We start from the raw sequence: 17,401 nt of genomic DNA, 5'->3' as shown, positions 1-17,401 counted from the left end.
CGCCAACACCGCACAGACCCTCGACGCCCTCGCCAATCCGCCCGTGGACGGCAGCGAACTGATCCGCTTCGACCAGGTGACCAAGCGCTTCGGCGACAACACCGTCCTCGACCGGCTCGACTTCTCCGTCGACTCCGGCAGACACGTCACGCTGATCGGCCCGTCCGGCTCCGGCAAGACGACGATCCTGCGGCTGCTGATGACCCTGACCACGCCCGACGAGGGCACGATCAGGGTGGGCGGCGACTATCTGACCCACGAGGAGCGGGGCGGCAAGCTGGTCCGGGCCGGCGAGAAGCACGTGCGCGAGGTCCGCAAGAACATCGGGATGGTCTTCCAGCAGTTCAACCTCTTCCCGAACATGAAGGTGCTGCGCAACATCACCGAGGCGCCGGTCACCGTGCTCGGCCTGTCCAAGGACGAGGCCGAGGAGCGCGCCCGCGACCTGCTCGAACTGGTCGGTCTGAGCGAGCACGTCGACAAGTACCCCGGCCAGTTGTCCGGCGGGCAGCAGCAGCGGGTGGCGATCGCCCGGGCGCTGGCGATGCGGCCGCAGGTCCTGCTGCTGGACGAGGTGACCTCCGCGCTGGACCCGGAGCTGGTGGTCGGCGTCCTGGACGTGTTGCGGGACATCGCCCGCACCACCGACATCACGATGCTCTGCGTGACCCACGAGATGAGCTTCGCCCGGGACATCTCCGACCAGGTCCTGATGTTCGACTCGGGCCGCGTCATCGAGTCGGGCCCGCCGGAGAAGATCTTCAGCGATCCGGAACAGGAACGGACCCGGGAGTTCCTCAGCGCCGTGCTGTGAGCCCGCCGCGACGCGAGCCCGGTCTCTCCGGAGCCGGGCTCGCGTCCGGACCCGGGGAACCGGACTCGCGTACCAGGGTGCGGGCCTCACCGATGGCATATGCCTTCGGAACAATCTCCCTGATGAGAGGGGTGTATTCCTCTCGACCCCCTCCCCGCAGGGCAGTTGGCCGTTATGGTGGAAGCGGTTCACTGACCGGATTACGGCCCACTACAGCAGCGCAGCCGACACAGGCGGCGCAGGGGGAACCGTGGCGCTGAAGCACGAGCCGACCGCGCCGTACCACTCGGCCCAGGACGCGCTGCGCGTCCTGGAGACGATGGCGCGGCATTCCACCGGTGTCACCGACGACGAACTCGCCCGCGAGAGCGGCCTCGGCGCGGAGCGGCTGACCACGCTCCTGCGCATGCTGCGCCGCGAGGGCTATGTGGAGCAGATCGCCGACGGGGCGTACGTCACCGGCGACGCCCTCGCCCGGCTGGGCTCCACGCACCAGCGGGAACAGGCCCTGCACGACAAGCTGCAGCACACCCTGGACCGGCTCCGCGACTCCGTCGGCGCCGCCGTCTACATCAGCCGGTACGTCGACGGCGAGGTCACGATCACCCAGTACGCCGACGGCCCGGCCACGCCGTCCGTCAACGAGTGGGTCGACTTCCGCTCCTCGGCGCACGCCACCGCGCTCGGCAAGAGCCTGCTCGGCCAACTCGACCACAACGGCCGCCGCGACCATCTCTCGCGGCACAAGATGGCCCGGCTCACCTCGCGCACCATCACCAGCGACAAGCTGCTGCTCTCCCGCCTGGAGGCACAGCCGCCCACGGTCCCGGTGCTCGATCTCCAGGAGTACGCGATCGGCACGGTGTGCGCGGCCGTCCCGATCACCGCCGGTTCCACGGCCGGCTGTCTGGCGCTGTCCCTGCCCGTCGCCCACGCCCACCGGCTCCGTCAGGCGGCCGAGACCTTGAACAGGAACGCGGCGCCGGTGCTGCTGTCGCTGGCCATCTGAGACCCGTCGGGCCCGTCGCCGCGGGCCTGGCCGGGTGGTCGGGAGCACCCCCGAGGACCAGGTAGTATTTTCTCCGTCGCCAGCCGCCGAAGGCGGAGGGCGAGAGTCATGCGCCGCTAGCTCAGTTGGTTAGAGCAGCTGACTCTTAATCAGCGGGTCCGGGGTTCGAGTCCCTGGCGGCGCACAGATGAAGGGCCTCTCGTGGACACGAGGGGCCCTTCGCCTTGTCCGCCCCGCCCCACTTCCTCCCCTCCCTGCGCGTCCCCGCCCCGACCGGATTCCGCGGCCCGACCGGTTTCGGTACCCCGGCCGGACTCCGCGCCCCGACCGGATTCCGCGGCCTCCTCCGCCGTCAGTCTCCGATAGCCGGTCTCTCCGGGCGGCCGCCACCACACCGGGTCGGCGCAGTGCGGCCCCTCGCGCCGCAGCAGCGCCCGGTGGATCTTGTTCGTCGCGGTGACGGGCATCCGGTCGGTCACCCGCACGAACCGGGGCGCCATCTTCGTCCCCAGGTCGGGCTGGGCGAGCAGGAACTCGGCGAAGCCGAGCGGATCGAAGGTCCCGGCCAGCGTCGCCATCACCTGATCCCCGGTCACCGGGTCCGGCACCGCGTAGACGGCGACGGCGGCCGCCCCCTCGTAGCGGGCGAGGATGTTCTCGATCATCGCGGCCGCCAGGTTCTCGCCGTCGACGCGGAGCCGGTCGTCGGTGCGGCCGGCGAAGTAGAGGAAGCCGGCGCGGTCGCGGTAGAAGAGGTCGCCGGTCCAGTACGCGCCGTCCTCACGGCGCCGCTCCGCCTCCGCCGCCGGGTTGCGCCAGTAGCCCTCGAAGGGGTTCGGCCCCCGGTTGACCAGCTCCCCGATCGCCTCGTCGCCGTTCAGCAGCCGTCCCGCCGCGTCGAACACGGCCGGCGGGCACTCCGCGCGCGTCTGCGGATCGAGGACGACGAGACCGGCGCCCGCCCGGCCGACCGCCCCCGCCGGAGTCCCCGGCGACCACTGCACGGCCGCCCCGCCCTCCGAGGAGCCGTAGCCCTCCACCAGCCGCACGCCGAACCGCCGCTCGAACGCGGCCGCGTCCACCGCGCCCGCCTCCGTGCCGAAGCCCAGCCGCAGCGCGTGGTCGCGGTCGTCCGGGCCCGGCTCGGTGGCCAGGACGTACTGGATGGCCCGGCCGACGTAGGTGAAGTAGGTCGCCCGGTGGCGTCGGACGTCCGCCAGGAACCCGGACGCCGAGAACCGCCGGCGCAGCGCCACCCCGGCCCCGGCGGTCAGCGCCGGCGCCCAGTCGGCGATCACCGCGTTGCCGTGGAACATCGGCATGCACACGTAATGGACGTCGTCCGGGCCGACGGAGAACTGGCCCGCCAGGGAGCGCCCCGCGGCGGCCAGCCGGCCCTGGGTGCAGATCGCCGCCTTGGGCGCGCCGGTCGAGCCGGAGGTGAAGTAGAGCAGGAGCCGGTCGGCGGGGGTGGCCCGGGAAGGATCCGGGCGGGCGTCCGCATACGGGGCGAGCAGGGCCTCGTACTCCGGCGCGTCCGTGCTCAGCAACCGGACTCCGGGCAGGTGGAGACCCTGGAGGAGGGGAAGGTGGGCGGACTCGGTGATCAGCAGCCGGCACTGCGTGTGCAGGATGTCCCGGGCCAGTTCGGGGCCGCGCCGGGTGGAGTTGATCCCGGCCACGGCCGCCCCGGCGAGGGCCGCGGCCGACAGCCAGAGGGGGAACTCGGGGGTGTTGTCCAGCAGCACCCCCAGGTGCGGCGGGCCGCCCGGCGGCAGCAGATCGCGCAGCAGGGCCGCCCGGGCGGCGGCGCCCGCGGCGACCTCGTGGTGCGTGAGGACGGTGTCCTCGCACCACAGCCCCGGCCGGCGGTCACCCCACCGGGCCGCCACGAGTTCGGCGACGGTACCGGTCGCCTTGGTGGACTCCATGGCGGCGCACGGTAGTTGACATGGCGTCAGATGTGGAGGGTCACGGCATCAGGTTGTCCGCCTCGCCGAACATCCAGTGGGCGGTGACCATGAAGAAGACGCAGAAGGCGAGAGCGACGCCCAGGAAGCCCAGCAGGCACCCCGACTCCGCGAGGAGCCGGCCGCGGGCCGGCGCCTTGGCCGTGGCCTCCTCGGGGCGGTCGGCCGCGTAGCGGACGGTGACGATGTCGCCCTCGAGGATCGTCCCGGGGCCGTCCGCCTCCTCGAAGCGAACGACCCGGCCGTCACGGGTGGTGAACTCGAAGACGTGGTGCAGCGTCGTGCTGATCATGGTGTCGCCGCCGCCGCTGGCCGTCGCGTACGACCGCAGACAGCGCGCCTCCGCGGTGAGGCCGCTGTTCCAGGCCCGGGCGATGCGCCGGGACCGGACCAGCAGTCGGAACATGCCGAACAGCAGACCGGCCGCCATGACGGTCGGCACGACGTAGAAGAACGCTTCCATGAACTCCCCCGATGTCCTGACGCCGGCCTGGTCGAGTCGGCGTGCAGGGAACGTACCCGGGTGCGGGCCCGGGGGAGCTCAAGCGACGCTCAGGAAAATCGGTCGGTCAGAACGTGACGTCGGAGCAGGCGTAGAAGGCGTTGGCGGTGTCGGCGATCGTCCACACCGCGACGATCACGTGACGTCCGCTGAGCCCGGACGGCAGCGTGCCGGTGTGGGAGAGGGTCGACGGGGGCCGCTGACCGCCGTAGGGGACGGTCAGGAACGGGGTGAGGTCGAGGTCGGAGCGGGCCAGGTTGTGGTTCTGGTTCCAGCCCTGCCGGGTGACGTAGTACTTGAAGTCGGTCGTTGCGTGCATCGCGGTGAACTGCCAGCGGAAGGTGTAGCTCTGACCGCCGGTCATCCTGGTCGTCGGCCATGCCCCGCCCGAAGGGGTCTTCGCACTGTCGAGCTGGGCGAAGCGGGTGTTGCCGCCGGAACAGATCCGGCCGTCCGCGGGTCCGGAGGCCGGGAAGCCCTTCGGCCCCTCGACGCTCTGCGGCTCCCACTGGATGTCGCCGCAGTTGCTGACGGAGCCGTTCTGGCAGAGCTTCTGGCGGCTGACGGGGAGGTCGGTGTAGCCGTGCCCGCTCGCGCCCCCGGCGGTGAGCACGAAGGCCCCCGCGGTGGTGAGCCCGAGCGCGGCGGCGTACCACTTGGTCTTCTTGCCGGTTCCTGTGCGGTTCTTCTCGCGCATGCTGGCGCTCCTGGTGAACGTGGGGAGTTCAGGAGTTCGGTGAGCTGTGCGGTGCGGTGCGGTCTCGTGCCCGGCCGTGCCCGGCCGTGCCCGGCCGCGCCGCGCCATCGGTCCGCGTGCAGGTCTAGACCAAGTGTGAGATTATTGCCGTTTCTTGGTCATGTCCAGACCAATCACGTCTGCTCCTGCCGCCCCGCACAGAACGCCACGGTCAGGTCCTTCACCAGCGCCTTGCGCTCATAGTCGTCGAACTCCACGAGCCCCCGCATCGTCAGCCGGGTCACCGTGTCCTCCACCGAGTCGACCACGGAGGTCAGCACCGTCGCCCGGTGCTGGGCGTCGAGCGCCGCGATCCGGCGGCGGTGCATCGCGGCGGCGACCTCGGGGGCGTACTCGATCCGGACCGGCTGCACCGAGAACACCTCCAGCCCGATCGCGCCGGCCTCCCTCGCCACCAGCCTGCTCAGCGCCTCGCCCGCCGCCTCCATCGATCCCCGTCCCGCACCCGGCGTCTCGACCGGGATCCGGACCAGCGCCGCCTCGACGCACTCCCGCAGATACGTCTCGTGGTCCTCGACGCCGAGCGTGGCCCGCGCCGTGTCCCGCACCCGCCACACCACCAGTGCCACCACCCGCAGCGCGACACCACTGCCGTCGGCTGCGGGCATCGGCTCGCTGCGCCAGTGCCGCAGCCGCACGTCCACCCGACGGCGCAACAGCAGCGGGTTCACCCACAGCAGGCCGGTACGGCGCACGGTCCCCCGGTAACGGCCGAACAGACCGAGCACCCAGGCCCGGCCGGTCCGCCCCCGGGCGAGTCCGCCGAAGCCGAACAGCCCGAGCGCGCCCGCGCCCGCGTACGCCGCCCACTGCGCCGGACCGAGCCCGGCGCCCGCGAACTCCGGCAGCCGCAGCGCCCGCACCGCGACCCGGGGCAGCACCCCGGCCCACCACGAGGCGGCCACACAGCCGGCCACCCCGCAGACCCCGGCGAACACGCCCACGACACCGGGCAGCACCCGGGCCGGCCGTTCCACCAGGTCGGGGTCGACCTGCGCCACCGGTCGGGGCTTGGCCGGCGCCGGGCGGCGCAGCCGCGGCTGCTCCCCGGTGCCCGCCCGGCTGCCCACCACGGCGGGCCCGAGCGGCACCGGCCGCGGCTCCGGCTCGTCGCGGAACAGCAGGTGGACGGGGATCTCGGTGGTCGCCTCGTTCTGGATGAGCCGGGTGGGCCTGGTGGGCCCCTCGGGCTCGGGTGTCGGTGAAGTGGTCGTGTGCATTGCGTGCCTCCAGCCTCCGCGCCAGATACGCCATGACAGTGAGCGGGACTCCGGCGGCGAGCGGGTCCCCGGACGGTCCCGATAAGGGACTTCGGAAATACGGGCTAACGGGACTGCGGGTCTACGGGCTTGCGGGTCTAGGGGCTGCGGGCTTGCGGGTTCGTGGGTCTGCGGGCTTGCGGGTCTACGGGTTCGTGGGTCTGCGGGCTTGCGGGCTTGCGGGCTTGCGGGCTCGGCAGCCTGGGGGGGGTTGGGGGAGCTTGGCCTGGGGGCCTATGAGAAGAGCCGCCGCCAGGTCTCCGGGCCCGGATAGCCGTCGGCCGCTCCGCCGCGCCAGCCCTGGGCGCGCTGGAAGGCCTCGACTCCTCGCCGGTCCGCCTCACCCCAGCGCGGTCCCGGACCCGCTGTGTAGAACATGCCGAACCCCTGCTTCACCAACTGCTTCCCCAGCTGCGTCACGTGCGCGCTCTGCACCCCGGCCCGGAACACGGCCCGGCCCGGATACGCGGGGAGGCGCGGCGCCGAGGGAGCGGCGGGCGCCCCGGCCGCACCGGTCCCGGCACCAGGTCCCGGTCCGGCCCCCGCACCCGGACCGGCGCTCGGGCCGGTCGCAGGAGGCTGGGGCTGCCCGACGCCGGACACGGAACCGCTCCCGGTCCCGCTCCCCGCCCCGGTCCCGCTCCCCGCCCCTGCCCCGGTCCCCGTGGCCTGCGGGGCCCCGATGTCCCTGCCCGTTCCGGTGATCAGCAGCGACCAGGTCCTCGGGCCGGGCAGGCCGTCGGCGTCGGACCCGCTCCAGCCCTGAGCCCGCTGGAAGGCCTGGGTGGCCCTGCCGTCGGCCGCCGACCAGCGGGGACCGGGGCCCGAGCTGTAGAAACGCCTGGCGCCGCGCTCGACGAGGAGCCGTCCCAGCAGGGTGACGTACGGGTTGTTCGCGCCGGGCCCGAAAGCCGCCCGCCCCGGGAACGCCGTCGTCGAGACGCTCCCGCCGACGGGTTTGCCGCCGCCCGCGCCACCGGCGGCGACCACTTCGGCGTCGCCCGGCGCGGGCGAGGTGAGCCCCTTGTAGCGATAGGGGACGTACTGGTCGGAATGGCTCCAGTAGGCGTACGGCGTGGCCTGACGCCGAGTGGTCGGGCGGGTCTGCTCGTAGACGACGTAGTAGCTGTGCGTGTAGTCCGTCCAGCCGCCGAAAATGACTACGTGCGAGCCTTTCTCGGGGTCGGCCGTGTTATGGAACAGCAGAATGTCGCCGGGCTGGAGTTCCTCTTTGTAAATCCTCGTGCCGAACTGGTCGAGACTGCCCGTCCACTCGTTCCCCGGCAGGTTCCAGGCCATGGAGACGAAGCCCGAACAGTCCTGCCGGTATCCGTCGTACCAGTAGGCGCTCATGCTGTACGGCACCTGGGCCGAGACCCATTGCTTGGCCCGCCGGATGATGTCCGCCCGGGTCGTCGGGGAAGTTCTGACCGGCCCCGCCAACCCTCCGGGACGTGCGGGCCGCCCGGCCGGGCCATGCAGCGGCGCCTTGCCTCCCTGCGGGGTCGCGGGTTCGTCACCTGTGGGAACACCGGCACGGTCCGGCGCCTGCCGGGCGGCGACGGCGGGCGTCGCCAGGGCGGCGCCGAGCGCGGCGGCCGTCGCGGTGGCGACGACCAGGGCCCGGTGGGCGGACGGGCGGCCGCCGAACGGGACGAGCGGGGAAAGGCGGCCCGCCCGCCGCCGCGATACGCATCCGGGGCAGTCGCAGTCGCTCTCGGGATCGAATTCCTCGAATACCGGAGCCTCCATGCGATTCCCCTCACACTGCAGCTGGAAATGTCCGCGACTGTGCACGCTCGCAGTTTCTCAACTGTCTTCCCGACGCGCATGCTGACGGTCCGAATGATGTACGCGGAACCCGCCCGGCCCAATGCGGCCGCCCGCCGCCCGGGGCACCCGGCGCGGGTGGTCCTGGGCACCCTCGCAGGTCCTGTAGAGTTCTCCTGTCAGCAGGCGCCGCTAGCTCAGTTGGTTAGAGCAGCTGACTCTTAATCAGCGGGTCCGGGGTTCGAGTCCCTGGCGGCGCACAGACATCGAAGGCCTCTCGCGAGAGCGAGGGGCCTTCGTTCATGTCGCACCTTTGCGGGGTACCTCTCCTACAGAGCCTCGGCCATCCCCTGACTCTCCGTGGCTTCGCGCAGCCTCCCGCGCCGGACGCCGGGTCACTCCCGCAACCCGAGCGCGCGCGGTCGAGGACCGGTCCGGTCGGCGGTTTCGGGGGAGCGGGCCGCCGACCGGACCAGGTGACGTCAGGTCAGACGGCTGCGCCCGTCAGATACGCCGACACGATCACGTTGGCCGTGTAGCCGTGGGCGACCGGGTCGTAGGTTCCGCCGCAGGTGATCAGGCGCAGCTCTGCCCGGCCCGGCCGACGGGAGCCGTACGCCCGGCGGGCGTCGAAGCGGTCGCGCCGGACGACCTCGACGTCGTCCACGGTGAACTCCGCGACCTTCCCGTCGTCGCGCACCACTCGTATCGTCTCGCCGCGCGCCAGCGTGCCGAGTCCGTGGAAGACGGCGGGCCTGGTCTCGGTGTCCACGTGTCCCACCAGCAGGGCCGCGCCCGGGGCGCCGGGTTTCACACCGCCGGCGTACCAGCCGACGACGCCCGGCTGGCCGAAGGGCGGCGGGTCGATCGCCCCCTCGGCGTCCAGACCGCGCGCGACGACCGGGGCCCGGACGCCGAGACGGGGGATGTCGATGCGCCGCGGCAGCGCCTGTCTCCACGGCTTCGCCGCGGGCGGGAGCGCGGTCTCCGGTGGGCGGACCACCGCGGCCGGGTCACCGGCGGACGGGGCGGCCGGGCCGGGCCGGGCCTCGGTCACCTCGCGCCCCCACAGCCAGAGTCCGAGCAGCAGCACCGCCCAGGTCAGACCGGTGGTGAGGCGGCCCGGGAGGCGTTCACAGTCGGACACCGGTCAGTCCGTCCCGCGTCGCCTGCGCAGTCCGCGGTACACGACGACCGCCGCGGCGACGCCCGCGAGCACCAGACCGACGACCGCCTGCACCGTGCCGGGACCGTGCGCGTCCACCCGGACATCCTCGACCGAGGCCAGCGGAGCGGCCCCGCCACCGCCCGCACGCACCGGGGCGACGGGAGACGCGGAAGCCGCCGGCGAGACGGCCCCGGGGGCGGCCGGAGAGGCGGCGGCGAGGGGAGTGGCCGGAGAGGTGGGAACGGGCGTGGCTGGAGGAGCGGGAGCGACGGGCTTCGCGGGAGGGGCGGGAGCGTTGAGGTCGGCGGGAGGGGTGGGGGCATCGGGAGCGGGAGCGGGAGCGGACGGATCGTCCGAGGTCGCGGAGGGATCGCCGGAGGTCGCGGACGCCGGTTCCAGGACCTCGATCCGGCCCTTCACCTGGACGCCGGCGCAGGTGATCCGCACGTCGTAGCCGCCCGCCGCGAGCGAGGAGCGGACCCGGGTGTCGCCGACGAGCCCGCCGGCGGCGCCTTCCGCGACGACGAGCTGCGCGTCCGCCACGAAGGCGGGCGAAGCGGCGGTGGCCGTCCTGGCGTCGCAGCCGGTGGCCTTCAGCGTGACCTCGGATCCCGGCGACGGCCTGGACGGCGTGACGGACACCCCGGCGCCTCCGCTCCCGCCCCGGCCGCCATCGTCACGGCCGCCGTCCCCCGAGGCGTACGCCGTGGGGATGAGCACCGCGGCGACGACCGCGACGCCCGCACAGACAGTGATCTTCAAACCCATCGTGACCTCCAGCTCTCTGGAGACTCCCCCGCCGGGACCGCGGGCGCATCCTCCGACGGGGTGTCACTGCTCCGTACGAGTGGGTTCGGCGCCTCTACGGGTTTCAGATCCGGTCGACGAGATCCGCGATCGAGTCCACGACCTTCGACGGGCGGTACGGGAAGTCCTCGACCTGCTCGGGCCGCGTCAGGCCGGTGAGGACCAGGAAGGTCTGCATCCCGGCCTCCATGCCCGCCAGCACGTCGGTGTCCATACGGTCGCCGATCATCGCGCTGGTCTCGGAGTGGGCCCCGATGGTGTTCAGCCCGGTGCGCATCATCAGCGGGTTGGGCTTGCCCGCGAAGTACGGTTTCTTGCCGGTGGCCTTGGTGATCAGCGCGGCGACCGCCCCGGTGGCCGGCAGCGCGCCCTCGGCGGAGGGGCCGGTCTCGTCGGGGTTGGTGCAGATGAAACGGGCGCCGTCGTTGATGAGCCGGACGGCCTTGGTCATGGCCTCGAACGAGTAGGTGCGCGTCTCGCCGAGGACGACGTAGTCGGGCTCGTGGTCGGTGAGGATGTATCCGATGTCGTGCAGCGCGGTGGTCAGGCCCGCCTCGCCGATGACGTACGCCGTGCCCTCGGGCCGCTGGTCGTCCAGGAACTGGGCGGTGGCCAGCGCTGAGGTCCAGATGTTCTCGATCGGCACGTCCAGCCCCATCCGCCGCAGGCGGGCGTGCAGGTCACGCGGGGTGTAGATCGAGTTGTTGGTGAGGACCAGGAACGGCTTTCCCGACTCGCGCAGTCTCTTCAGGAAGGCGTCGGCGCCGGGGATCGGTACGCCCTCGTGGATGAGCACACCGTCCATGTCGGTGAGCCACGACTCGATGGGCCTGCGGTCTGCCATGTGCGGGGTCTCCCTGCCGTACGCGAGTACGCGGTTGCTGCGCGTGCATGCGGTCGCTGCGTGCGCCTCAGCCTAGTCACAGGCCCGATCTTGAGGGAATGGCCGGTTCCGGACCGTCCACCGGCTGGGACGCGAACGGGACGCACCCGCGGCTCAGCGGCGTCGGCGGGCCAGCAGCAGGGCCGCGCCCGCGGCCAGGAGACAGCCGGCGGCCGCGACGAGCACCCCGGGCGAGGTGAGGCCCGTGCGGGCGAGTTCCTCGGCCTCGTCGGCGAGCGAGAGGCGACCGGAGGCGTCGGGGCGGGGGGCGGGGGGCGTCGCGGCGCCGGCCGTGGATCCGCTCGGGGCGGGGCTCGTGGGATCGGCCGGCGTCCGGGCTGTCGTCTCGGCCGACGCCTCGGCCGTGGGGTCGGTCGTGGGGTCGGTCGTGGCCCGGCTGGTGGCCGGGGCGGAGTCGGACTCGACGGAGAAGCGGTAGTCGTTCGACTGTCCGATCCAGTCGCCGTCGTCGCCGTGGCGCTGGACGACCGCCGCGTTGGCGGTGACGGAGTTGGCCGCGGCGTCGGGGGCGAGGGCGAGCCGCAGCTTGACGGTGAGGGTCCGTCCGGGGCCCACGCTGAACCCGGAAAAGCCGCCGGCCGCGCCGCCGCTGTCGCTGTCGCTGTCGCCGGTGAACGCGCCGACGAGTTCGGCGTCGTCCGTGGGCTCGAAGCGGACCGGGTGCGGTCGGCCGTCGGCGTAGAACTCCAGCCGCGGCTGGGACGGTTTCAGGGTGCGTGCGGAGTCGACCAGGACGACCACCGGGTGGATCGCGGCGCAGGTGCGGCGGGTGGTGTTGGTGAGGTCGAGATACCAGACGCCGTATCCGCCGCCCGCCCGGTAGGAGGCGGGACCGCCGTGGATGCGGGTCGTGAGGGGGAAGTCACCGGCGGCGGAACCGGCGCAGCCCGGGGCGGCTTCCGCATGGGCGGGCGCGGGGAGGAGGGCGGCGGCCGCGGCGAGGCAGAGGGAGACAGGCGGGCACAGTCGCATGAACACGTGAGCCTGCCCGGCCCCCCGCGCCCTCCCCCGCAGGCGCACCGCACGACCGTGCGAATCCCCTCGTTCGGGCGAGGGCGAGGGCGACGGCGACGGCAACGGCCGGGTCGGGACGGGTCGGGAGCCAGCCGTGGGAGCCGACGGGGCGGGGAGACCGGCGGCCGTGCCGGCCCGCCACCTCGTGCCGCCCGCCGCCTCACTCGTGCGGCCGCGCAGTGTGGCCGCTCGGTGTGGCCGCACTGCGCCGGCCCCCCGTGTCATCCGGTCTCGCGGCCGAAGAGGGGGGCCAGGAACAGTTGGGCCGCGCCGTGGGCCACGGCGCGGGCGCCGTGGGGGGCGAGGCGCACCCGGACGGCGTCCGGCGGGGAGCCCTCCCGGCGGGCTCGGGCGCGCAGGACAGCCGTCACGCCGTGGAGGAACGGCTCGGGAGCGGCGGCGATGGCWMGGCCGCCCAGCAGCACCGCGTCGATGTCGAGCAGCCCGGCCAGGTTCGCGGCGCCCTCGCCGAGGACGCGCGCCGCCTCGCCGACGTCGCCCCGGCCGAGGGCCGCCAGACACAGCGCCTCGACGCAGCCCCGGTTGCCGCAGGTGCAGGGCGGGCCGTCCAACTGGATGACCTGGTGTCCGAACTCGCCCGCGCCGGTGCGCGCCCCCCGGTGCAGGGTCCCGCCGATGACCAGGCCTGCGCCGAGGCCGGTGCCCAGATGGAGGCAGGCGAAGGAGCCGCGCTCACCGCCGACGGCGAGACCGAGCGCGGCCGCGTTGGTGTCCTTGTCGACGACCACTGGCGCGCCGAGCCGCTCCGCCAACGCGTCGCGGAGCGGGAAGCCGTCCCACTCGGGGAAACCGGTGACCCGGTGCAGCACCCCGCGGGCGTGGTCGAGGGGGCCCGGAAGGGCCACCCCGACACCGAGGAGAGCCGGCCCGACGGGGACGCGGTCCGCTTCCGATGCGGGCGGGGCGCCGGACGGTGCGCCTTCGAGGAGTTCCGCCACCTCCCGTGCCACCGCCTCCAGCACCGTCTCCGCCCCCGCGCCCAGCGACAGCGGCACGCACCGTTCCCGCACCGCCCGGCCGTCGAGCTCGGCCAGCACCACTCGCAGTTCGTCCCGGTCGAGGTGGACCCCGACCGCATGGCCGGCCCCCGGCACCAGACGCAGCACCGTGCGCGGCTTGCCGCCGGTGGACGCGCGGTGTCCCGCCTCCGCCGCCAGCCCCTCCTGCCGCAGCCGAGCGGTGATCTTGCTGACCGCCTGCGGGGTGAGCCCGGTGCGCTCGGCCAGTTCCAGCCTGCTGATGCCGTCCGGTCCCGCCGTCCGCAGCAGGTCGAGCACGAGCGCGGTGTTGTGGCTGCGCAGGCCCAGGAGGTTGACGCCTGCGTCCGTCCTGTTCACTGCCGGCCTCCGTCGGTCCTGTTCACGGCCCCATTCTCCCCCCTGCTTGCACTTTGGCAACAGCGTTGCGAAAGTGGGACCCATGACAGGTACTCCTCTCCGCGCAGGTCTGATCGGCTACGGCCTCGCCGGCTCCGTCTTCCACGCCCCGCTGATCGCCGCCACCGAGGGCCTCGTCCTCGACACGGTGGTCACCTCGAACCCCGAGCGGCAGGAGCAGGCCCGCGCCGAGTTCCCGGACGTACGGGTCGCCGTCACCGCCGACGACCTCCTCGCGCGCGCCGGCGAGCTGGACCTGGTCGTCATCGCGTCGCCCAACAAGACGCACGTCCCGCTCGCGACCGCCGCGCTGCGGGCCGGCCTGCCGGTCGTCGTGGACAAGCCGGTCGCGGGCACGGCGGCCGAGGCCCGCGAGCTGGCCGCCCTCGCCGAGGAACGCGGACTGCTCCTCTCCGTATTCCAGAACCGCCGCTGGGACAACGACTTCCTGACCCTCCGCAAGCTGCTGGCCGAGGGCGAGTTGGGCGACGTATGGCGGTTCGAGTCCCGGTTCGAGCGGTGGCGGCCGCTGCCGAAGGGCGGCTGGCGTGAGTCCGGCGACCCCGCAGAGATCGGAGGTCTGCTCTACGATCTCGGCAGTCACGTCGTCGACCAGGCGCTGGTCCTCTTCGGCCCGGCGCTCTCCGTGTACGCGGAGGCGGACGTCCGCCGGCCCGGCGCGGAGACCGACGACGACACCTTCATCGCGCTGACCCACGCGAGCGGGGTCCGCTCCCATCTCCACGTCTCGGCGACGACCGCCCAACTCGGCCCGCGTTTCCGGGTGCTGGGCTCGAAGGCGGGCTATGTGAAGTACGGCCTCGACCCGCAGGAAGCGGCTCTGCGGGAAGGCGAACGGCCCGGCACGACGGCGGACTGGGGCACGGAGCCCGAGGCCCTGTGGGGCCGCGTGGGCGCCGGAGAGTCCCCGCTGACCGGCGGCGGGCGCCCCGAACGGACCCTCCCCGGCGACTACCCGGCCTACTACGCTGCGGTGGCCAAGGCACTGACAGACGGCGGCCCCAACCCGGTGACCGCCGTCGAGGCGGCCGCCGCCCTCGACGTCCTGGAGGCGGCCCGCCGTTCGGCACGAGACAAGGTGGCGGTGACGCTGTAATGGGCACCCACGAACTCACCCCGAAGTTCACCCCGGAGATCACCCCGAGCCTGGAGGAGCTCCAGGCCCAGGAACGGCGGCTGGTCTTCCGCCAGTTCACTTACGACGACGCATGGGCGCTCGGCTCGCTCCTGGTGGAGCTGGCCCGCGAGCGCCAGGCGCCGGTCGCCGTCGACATCCACCGCGCCGGCCAGCAGCTCTTCCACGCGGCCCTGCCCGGCTCGGCCCCCGACAACGACGCCTGGATCGCGCGCAAGCGACGGGTGGTCGAGCGCTTCGGCGCCTCCTCCTACCTGGTCGGGACCCGGTACCGCGCCAGGGGCACGACGTTCGAGGACTCCTCCCGCCTGGACCCGGACGAGTACGCGGCCCACGGCGGCTCCTTCCCGATCAACGTGGAGGGCGTCGGGGTGATCGGCGCGGTGACGGTCTCGGGCCTGCCCCAGCTGGAGGACCACCGGTTCGTGGTGGCAGCGCTGGAACAATTCCTGGAGAAGCAGCTGTAGGCCCCGTGCCGGCCCCTCATGGCGGCCCGCCCGGTAGTGACACCCCCCGTGGTGGCCACTACCGGGCGCCCCAGGGCCGCTCCGCGGGAGCGCCCTGAGGAGCGCGGGGGAACTGCGCGACCAGCCACGAACGGCCCGCGGCCGACGGGCGACCGCGGGCCCCCACCCCCGGCAGCCCCTCACCCCGAGCAGGCCCCACGGCCCGGCCCGCCGGCCCCCCCGACCCGGCAGTCCCCCGCGCGTCCAGCGGAGCGCTACGCGTCCTTGAACGACTGGCGCTGCCTGCCCAGCCCCTCGATCTCCAGCTCCACCACGTCCCCGGCCCGCAGGTACGGCTTCGGCTCGGGCTCGCCCATCGCCACGCCCGCGGGCGTCCCGGTGTTGATGACGTCGCCGGGGTACAGGGTCATGAACTGGCTGACATAGCGCACGACCTCCCCTACGGGGAAGATCTGCTCGGCCGTGGTCCCGTCCTGCTTCAGCTCCCCGTTCACCCAGAGCTTCAGGGACAGGTTCTGCGGGTCGGCGACCTCGTCGGCCGTCACCAGCCAGGGCCCCAGCGGGTTGAACGTCTCGCAGTTCTTCCCCTTGTCCCAGGTCCCGCCCCGCTCGATCTGGAACTCCCGCTCGGACACGTCGTGCGCGACGGCGTACCCCGCGACGTGCGCGAGCCCGTCCTGCGCCGACTCCAGATAGCGGGCCGTGCGCCCGATGACGACCGCCAGCTCGACCTCCCAGTCGGTCTTCACGGACCGGCGCGGGACCAGGACGGTGTCGTACGGCCCCACGACGGTGTCCGCCGCCTTGAAGAAGACCACGGGCTCGGCGGGCGGCTCGGCGCCCGTCTCCCGGGCGTGGTCGTGGTAGTTCAGCCCGATGCACACGATCTTGCCGATCCGCGCCAGCGGCGGTCCGATCCGCAGCCCGGTCGCGTCCAGCGCCGGCAGCTCCCCGGACTCTGCGGCGGCCCGCACCCGGCCGAGCGCCACGTCGTCGGCGAGCAGCGCCCCGTCCACGTCCGGGACGACCCCGGACAGGTCTCGCAGGACACCCTCGGAGTCGAGCAGCGCGGGGCGCTCCGTTCCGGCCGTACCGACTCGCAGCAGCTTCATGGTGACAATCTCCCTCGATCACGGGTCGTCCACCGACGGGTGCAGCCATCGGATGACTGGTCGATCCTCCAGACTGAGGGTCCACTCCGCAATACCCGGTTCACGTACTGGACCGTCACCGGTAGAGGACGGCCCGCTCGATCGCGCTCCAGGCCGTGCTGGTGATGACGTACAGCGCGGCGGCCAGCGGCACGACGGCCACGGTGACCAGCGTGAAGAACGACATGAACGGCATGACCTTGGCGAGGACGCCGGCCCCGGGGACGTCCTGGCCGCCGGTCACGGGCAGCGGCGTCCGCTTGGTCCGCAGGTAGTTGAAGAACGCGATGGCCGCGACGACGGCGAAGAGCACGAGGTAGACCAGCCCGGCCCCGCCGACCGGACCGCCCCCGGCGAGCGCGTCCGTCCAGCGGTCGGCCAGGGGCGCGGCGAACAGGTGGTGGTCGAGCAGTCCGTGGCCCGCGCCACCGGCCGAGGAGCCGGAGAAGAGGCGGTAGAGCACGAAGAACGCGGGGAGCTGGAGCAGGCTGGGCAGGCAGCCCGAGAGCGGCGACACCTTCTCCTCGGCGTGCAGGTCCAGCACCGCCCGCTGGAGCTTCTCGGGATTCCTGCCGTGCTTCTCGCGCAGTTCCGCGATCTTCGGCTGCAGCGCCGCGCGGGCCTTCTGTCCGCGGGCGGCCGCACGCGACAGGGGATGCACGAGGAGTCGTACCGAGGCGGTGAACAGGACGATCGCGGCGGCCGCGGAGGCGGCGCCGAACAGGGGCTGGAGCAGGTCGGCGAGGTGCTCGACCAGGCCGGCGAAAACGGACATGGGCAGGGACAGGAGTACGGACATGGGTGAGGAGCCCTCCGGGGGTCTCGTCGTGCCGGTGGTTCGGGGCTGCGGCATGACGACCCGCGCGGGGTCACGGAGTCGAGACTGGGTGCGCCCTACGCGACGGTCGTCGGGAGGGCGTGGCCGGGGGCCCTGGGGCGGGGCCGGCCGGACGCGTCGGGATCGCGTTGCGGCAGGAAGCCCGTACGGCGGGCCCGGTCCCTGATGGCCGTCCGGACCCGGGTGGGCGGGACGGCGGGGGCGCTGCGCGCGGCCACCAGCGCGCAGACGGCGAGGGCGGATCCGGCCGCGGCGGTCGCGGCCAGCGCGAACGCGGCCGACACGGCGGAGAGGCCGCCGGAGTCCAGGAGGAGGACGTCCGTGACGAGCAGGAGGAGCAGCGCGGCCGGCCGCGGGATCGAGCGGAGGACCCGGTGCGGGGCCGATCGCGTCACCGACCGCGGGAGCGAGCGCGGGA

The 17,401-nt window shown here is 73.3% G+C and carries 17 protein-coding genes and 2 tRNA genes; 6 read left to right on the top strand and 13 right to left on the bottom strand.

Annotation, left to right across the window (positions count from 1 at the left end):
• The first annotated feature begins 43 nt into the window (after positions 1-43).
• The 3 genes from ehuA (at position 44) to BG482_RS15695 (ending at position 2,007) form a co-directional block, all read left to right on the top strand.
• Positions 44-814 carry an ectoine/hydroxyectoine ABC transporter ATP-binding protein EhuA gene (ehuA, locus tag BG482_RS15705; RefSeq protein ID WP_069769699.1) on the top strand — a complete coding sequence of 257 codons (771 nt, stop codon included), beginning with the start codon at positions 44-46 and terminating at the stop codon, positions 812-814.
• A gap of 250 nt (positions 815-1,064) precedes the next feature.
• The gene (locus BG482_RS15700; RefSeq protein WP_069769638.1) at positions 1,065-1,823 is read left to right on the top strand and encodes an IclR family transcriptional regulator; all 759 of its coding nucleotides are present in this window, start codon (positions 1,065-1,067) and stop codon (positions 1,821-1,823) included.
• 110 nt (positions 1,824-1,933) lie between these two features.
• Positions 1,934-2,007, top strand: a tRNA-Lys gene (locus BG482_RS15695).
• Here the strand turns inward: BG482_RS15695 and BG482_RS15690 are convergent.
• The 5 genes from BG482_RS15690 to BG482_RS15670 all read right to left on the bottom strand — a co-directional run bounded on the left by BG482_RS15690 (position 1,973) and on the right by BG482_RS15670 (position 8,063).
• Entirely contained in the window at positions 1,973-3,754 is a 1,782-nt protein-coding gene (locus BG482_RS15690; protein WP_079141837.1) for an AMP-binding protein, read from the bottom strand. The two genes, BG482_RS15695 and BG482_RS15690, sit on opposite strands and share 35 nt — an antisense overlap.
• Before the next feature lie 40 nt (positions 3,755-3,794).
• Positions 3,795-4,256: a DUF3592 domain-containing protein gene (locus BG482_RS15685; RefSeq protein ID WP_069769637.1), complete on the bottom strand. Its 462-nt coding sequence runs from the start codon at positions 4,254-4,256 to the stop codon at positions 3,795-3,797.
• Between the two features lie 106 nt (positions 4,257-4,362).
• Positions 4,363-4,992, bottom strand: a complete 630-nt coding sequence (locus BG482_RS15680; protein ID WP_069769636.1) for a lytic polysaccharide monooxygenase — start codon at positions 4,990-4,992, stop codon at positions 4,363-4,365.
• Between the two features lie 173 nt (positions 4,993-5,165).
• On the bottom strand, positions 5,166-6,272 hold the full coding sequence (locus tag BG482_RS15675) for an SPFH domain-containing protein (protein ID WP_069769635.1): 1,107 nt from the start codon (positions 6,270-6,272) through the stop codon (positions 5,166-5,168).
• 273 nt (positions 6,273-6,545) lie between these two features.
• Positions 6,546-8,063, bottom strand: a complete 1,518-nt coding sequence (locus tag BG482_RS15670) for a peptidoglycan-binding protein (protein ID WP_069769634.1) — start codon at positions 8,061-8,063, stop codon at positions 6,546-6,548.
• 204 nt (positions 8,064-8,267) lie between these two features.
• Here BG482_RS15670 and BG482_RS15665 point away from each other — a divergent pair.
• Positions 8,268-8,341, top strand: a tRNA-Lys gene (locus BG482_RS15665).
• Between the two features lie 227 nt (positions 8,342-8,568).
• Here the strand turns inward: BG482_RS15665 and BG482_RS15660 are convergent.
• From BG482_RS15660 to BG482_RS15640, 5 genes are all read right to left on the bottom strand, one after another.
• The gene (locus tag BG482_RS15660) at positions 8,569-9,228 is read right to left on the bottom strand and encodes a class F sortase (RefSeq protein ID WP_069769633.1); all 660 of its coding nucleotides are present in this window, start codon (positions 9,226-9,228) and stop codon (positions 8,569-8,571) included.
• Between the two features lie 3 nt (positions 9,229-9,231).
• On the bottom strand, positions 9,232-10,017 hold the full coding sequence (locus BG482_RS15655) for a hypothetical protein (RefSeq protein ID WP_069769632.1): 786 nt from the start codon (positions 10,015-10,017) through the stop codon (positions 9,232-9,234).
• Between the two features lie 103 nt (positions 10,018-10,120).
• On the bottom strand, positions 10,121-10,900 hold the full coding sequence (locus tag BG482_RS15650; RefSeq protein ID WP_069769631.1) for an HAD-IIA family hydrolase: 780 nt from the start codon (positions 10,898-10,900) through the stop codon (positions 10,121-10,123).
• A gap of 153 nt (positions 10,901-11,053) precedes the next feature.
• Positions 11,054-11,932 carry an LPXTG cell wall anchor domain-containing protein gene (locus BG482_RS15645; RefSeq protein ID WP_069769698.1) on the bottom strand — a complete coding sequence of 293 codons (879 nt, stop codon included), beginning with the start codon at positions 11,930-11,932 and terminating at the stop codon, positions 11,054-11,056.
• Between the two features lie 263 nt (positions 11,933-12,195).
• Positions 12,196-13,332 carry an ROK family transcriptional regulator gene (locus tag BG482_RS15640; protein WP_069769630.1) on the bottom strand — a complete coding sequence of 379 codons (1,137 nt, stop codon included), beginning with the start codon at positions 13,330-13,332 and terminating at the stop codon, positions 12,196-12,198.
• A gap of 82 nt (positions 13,333-13,414) precedes the next feature.
• Here BG482_RS15640 and BG482_RS15635 point away from each other — a divergent pair, with 82 nt between their 5' ends.
• Positions 13,415-14,488 (top strand): Gfo/Idh/MocA family oxidoreductase, encoded by a 1,074-nt coding sequence (locus BG482_RS15635; RefSeq protein WP_069769629.1) that lies wholly within the window; start codon positions 13,415-13,417, stop codon positions 14,486-14,488.
• The gene (locus BG482_RS15630) at positions 14,488-14,994 is read left to right on the top strand and encodes a heme-degrading domain-containing protein (RefSeq protein WP_069769628.1); all 507 of its coding nucleotides are present in this window, start codon (positions 14,488-14,490) and stop codon (positions 14,992-14,994) included. The genes BG482_RS15635 and BG482_RS15630 overlap by 1 nt, the downstream gene beginning before the upstream one ends.
• A 254-nt stretch (positions 14,995-15,248) precedes the next feature.
• Here the strand turns inward: BG482_RS15630 and BG482_RS15625 are convergent, their stop codons facing one another.
• The 3 genes from BG482_RS15625 to BG482_RS15615 form a co-directional block, all read right to left on the bottom strand.
• Positions 15,249-16,106: a fumarylacetoacetate hydrolase family protein gene (locus BG482_RS15625; protein ID WP_069769627.1), complete on the bottom strand. Its 858-nt coding sequence runs from the start codon at positions 16,104-16,106 to the stop codon at positions 15,249-15,251.
• A 115-nt stretch (positions 16,107-16,221) separates the two neighbouring features.
• Positions 16,222-16,920, bottom strand: a complete 699-nt coding sequence (locus BG482_RS15620; protein ID WP_069769697.1) for a YidC/Oxa1 family membrane protein insertase — start codon at positions 16,918-16,920, stop codon at positions 16,222-16,224.
• A gap of 119 nt (positions 16,921-17,039) precedes the next feature.
• Positions 17,040-17,378 (bottom strand): DUF6412 domain-containing protein, encoded by a 339-nt coding sequence (locus tag BG482_RS15615; RefSeq protein WP_069769696.1) that lies wholly within the window; start codon positions 17,376-17,378, stop codon positions 17,040-17,042.
• Between the last annotated feature and the right edge of the window lie 23 nt (positions 17,379-17,401).

This window comes from Streptomyces sp. LUP30, from assembly GCF_001746365.1.
Classification (GTDB): Bacteria; Actinomycetota; Actinomycetes; order Streptomycetales; family Streptomycetaceae; genus Streptomyces.
Note: the sequence above shows the minus strand (reverse complement) of the source record. Positions and strands in the feature narration are given on the sequence as shown.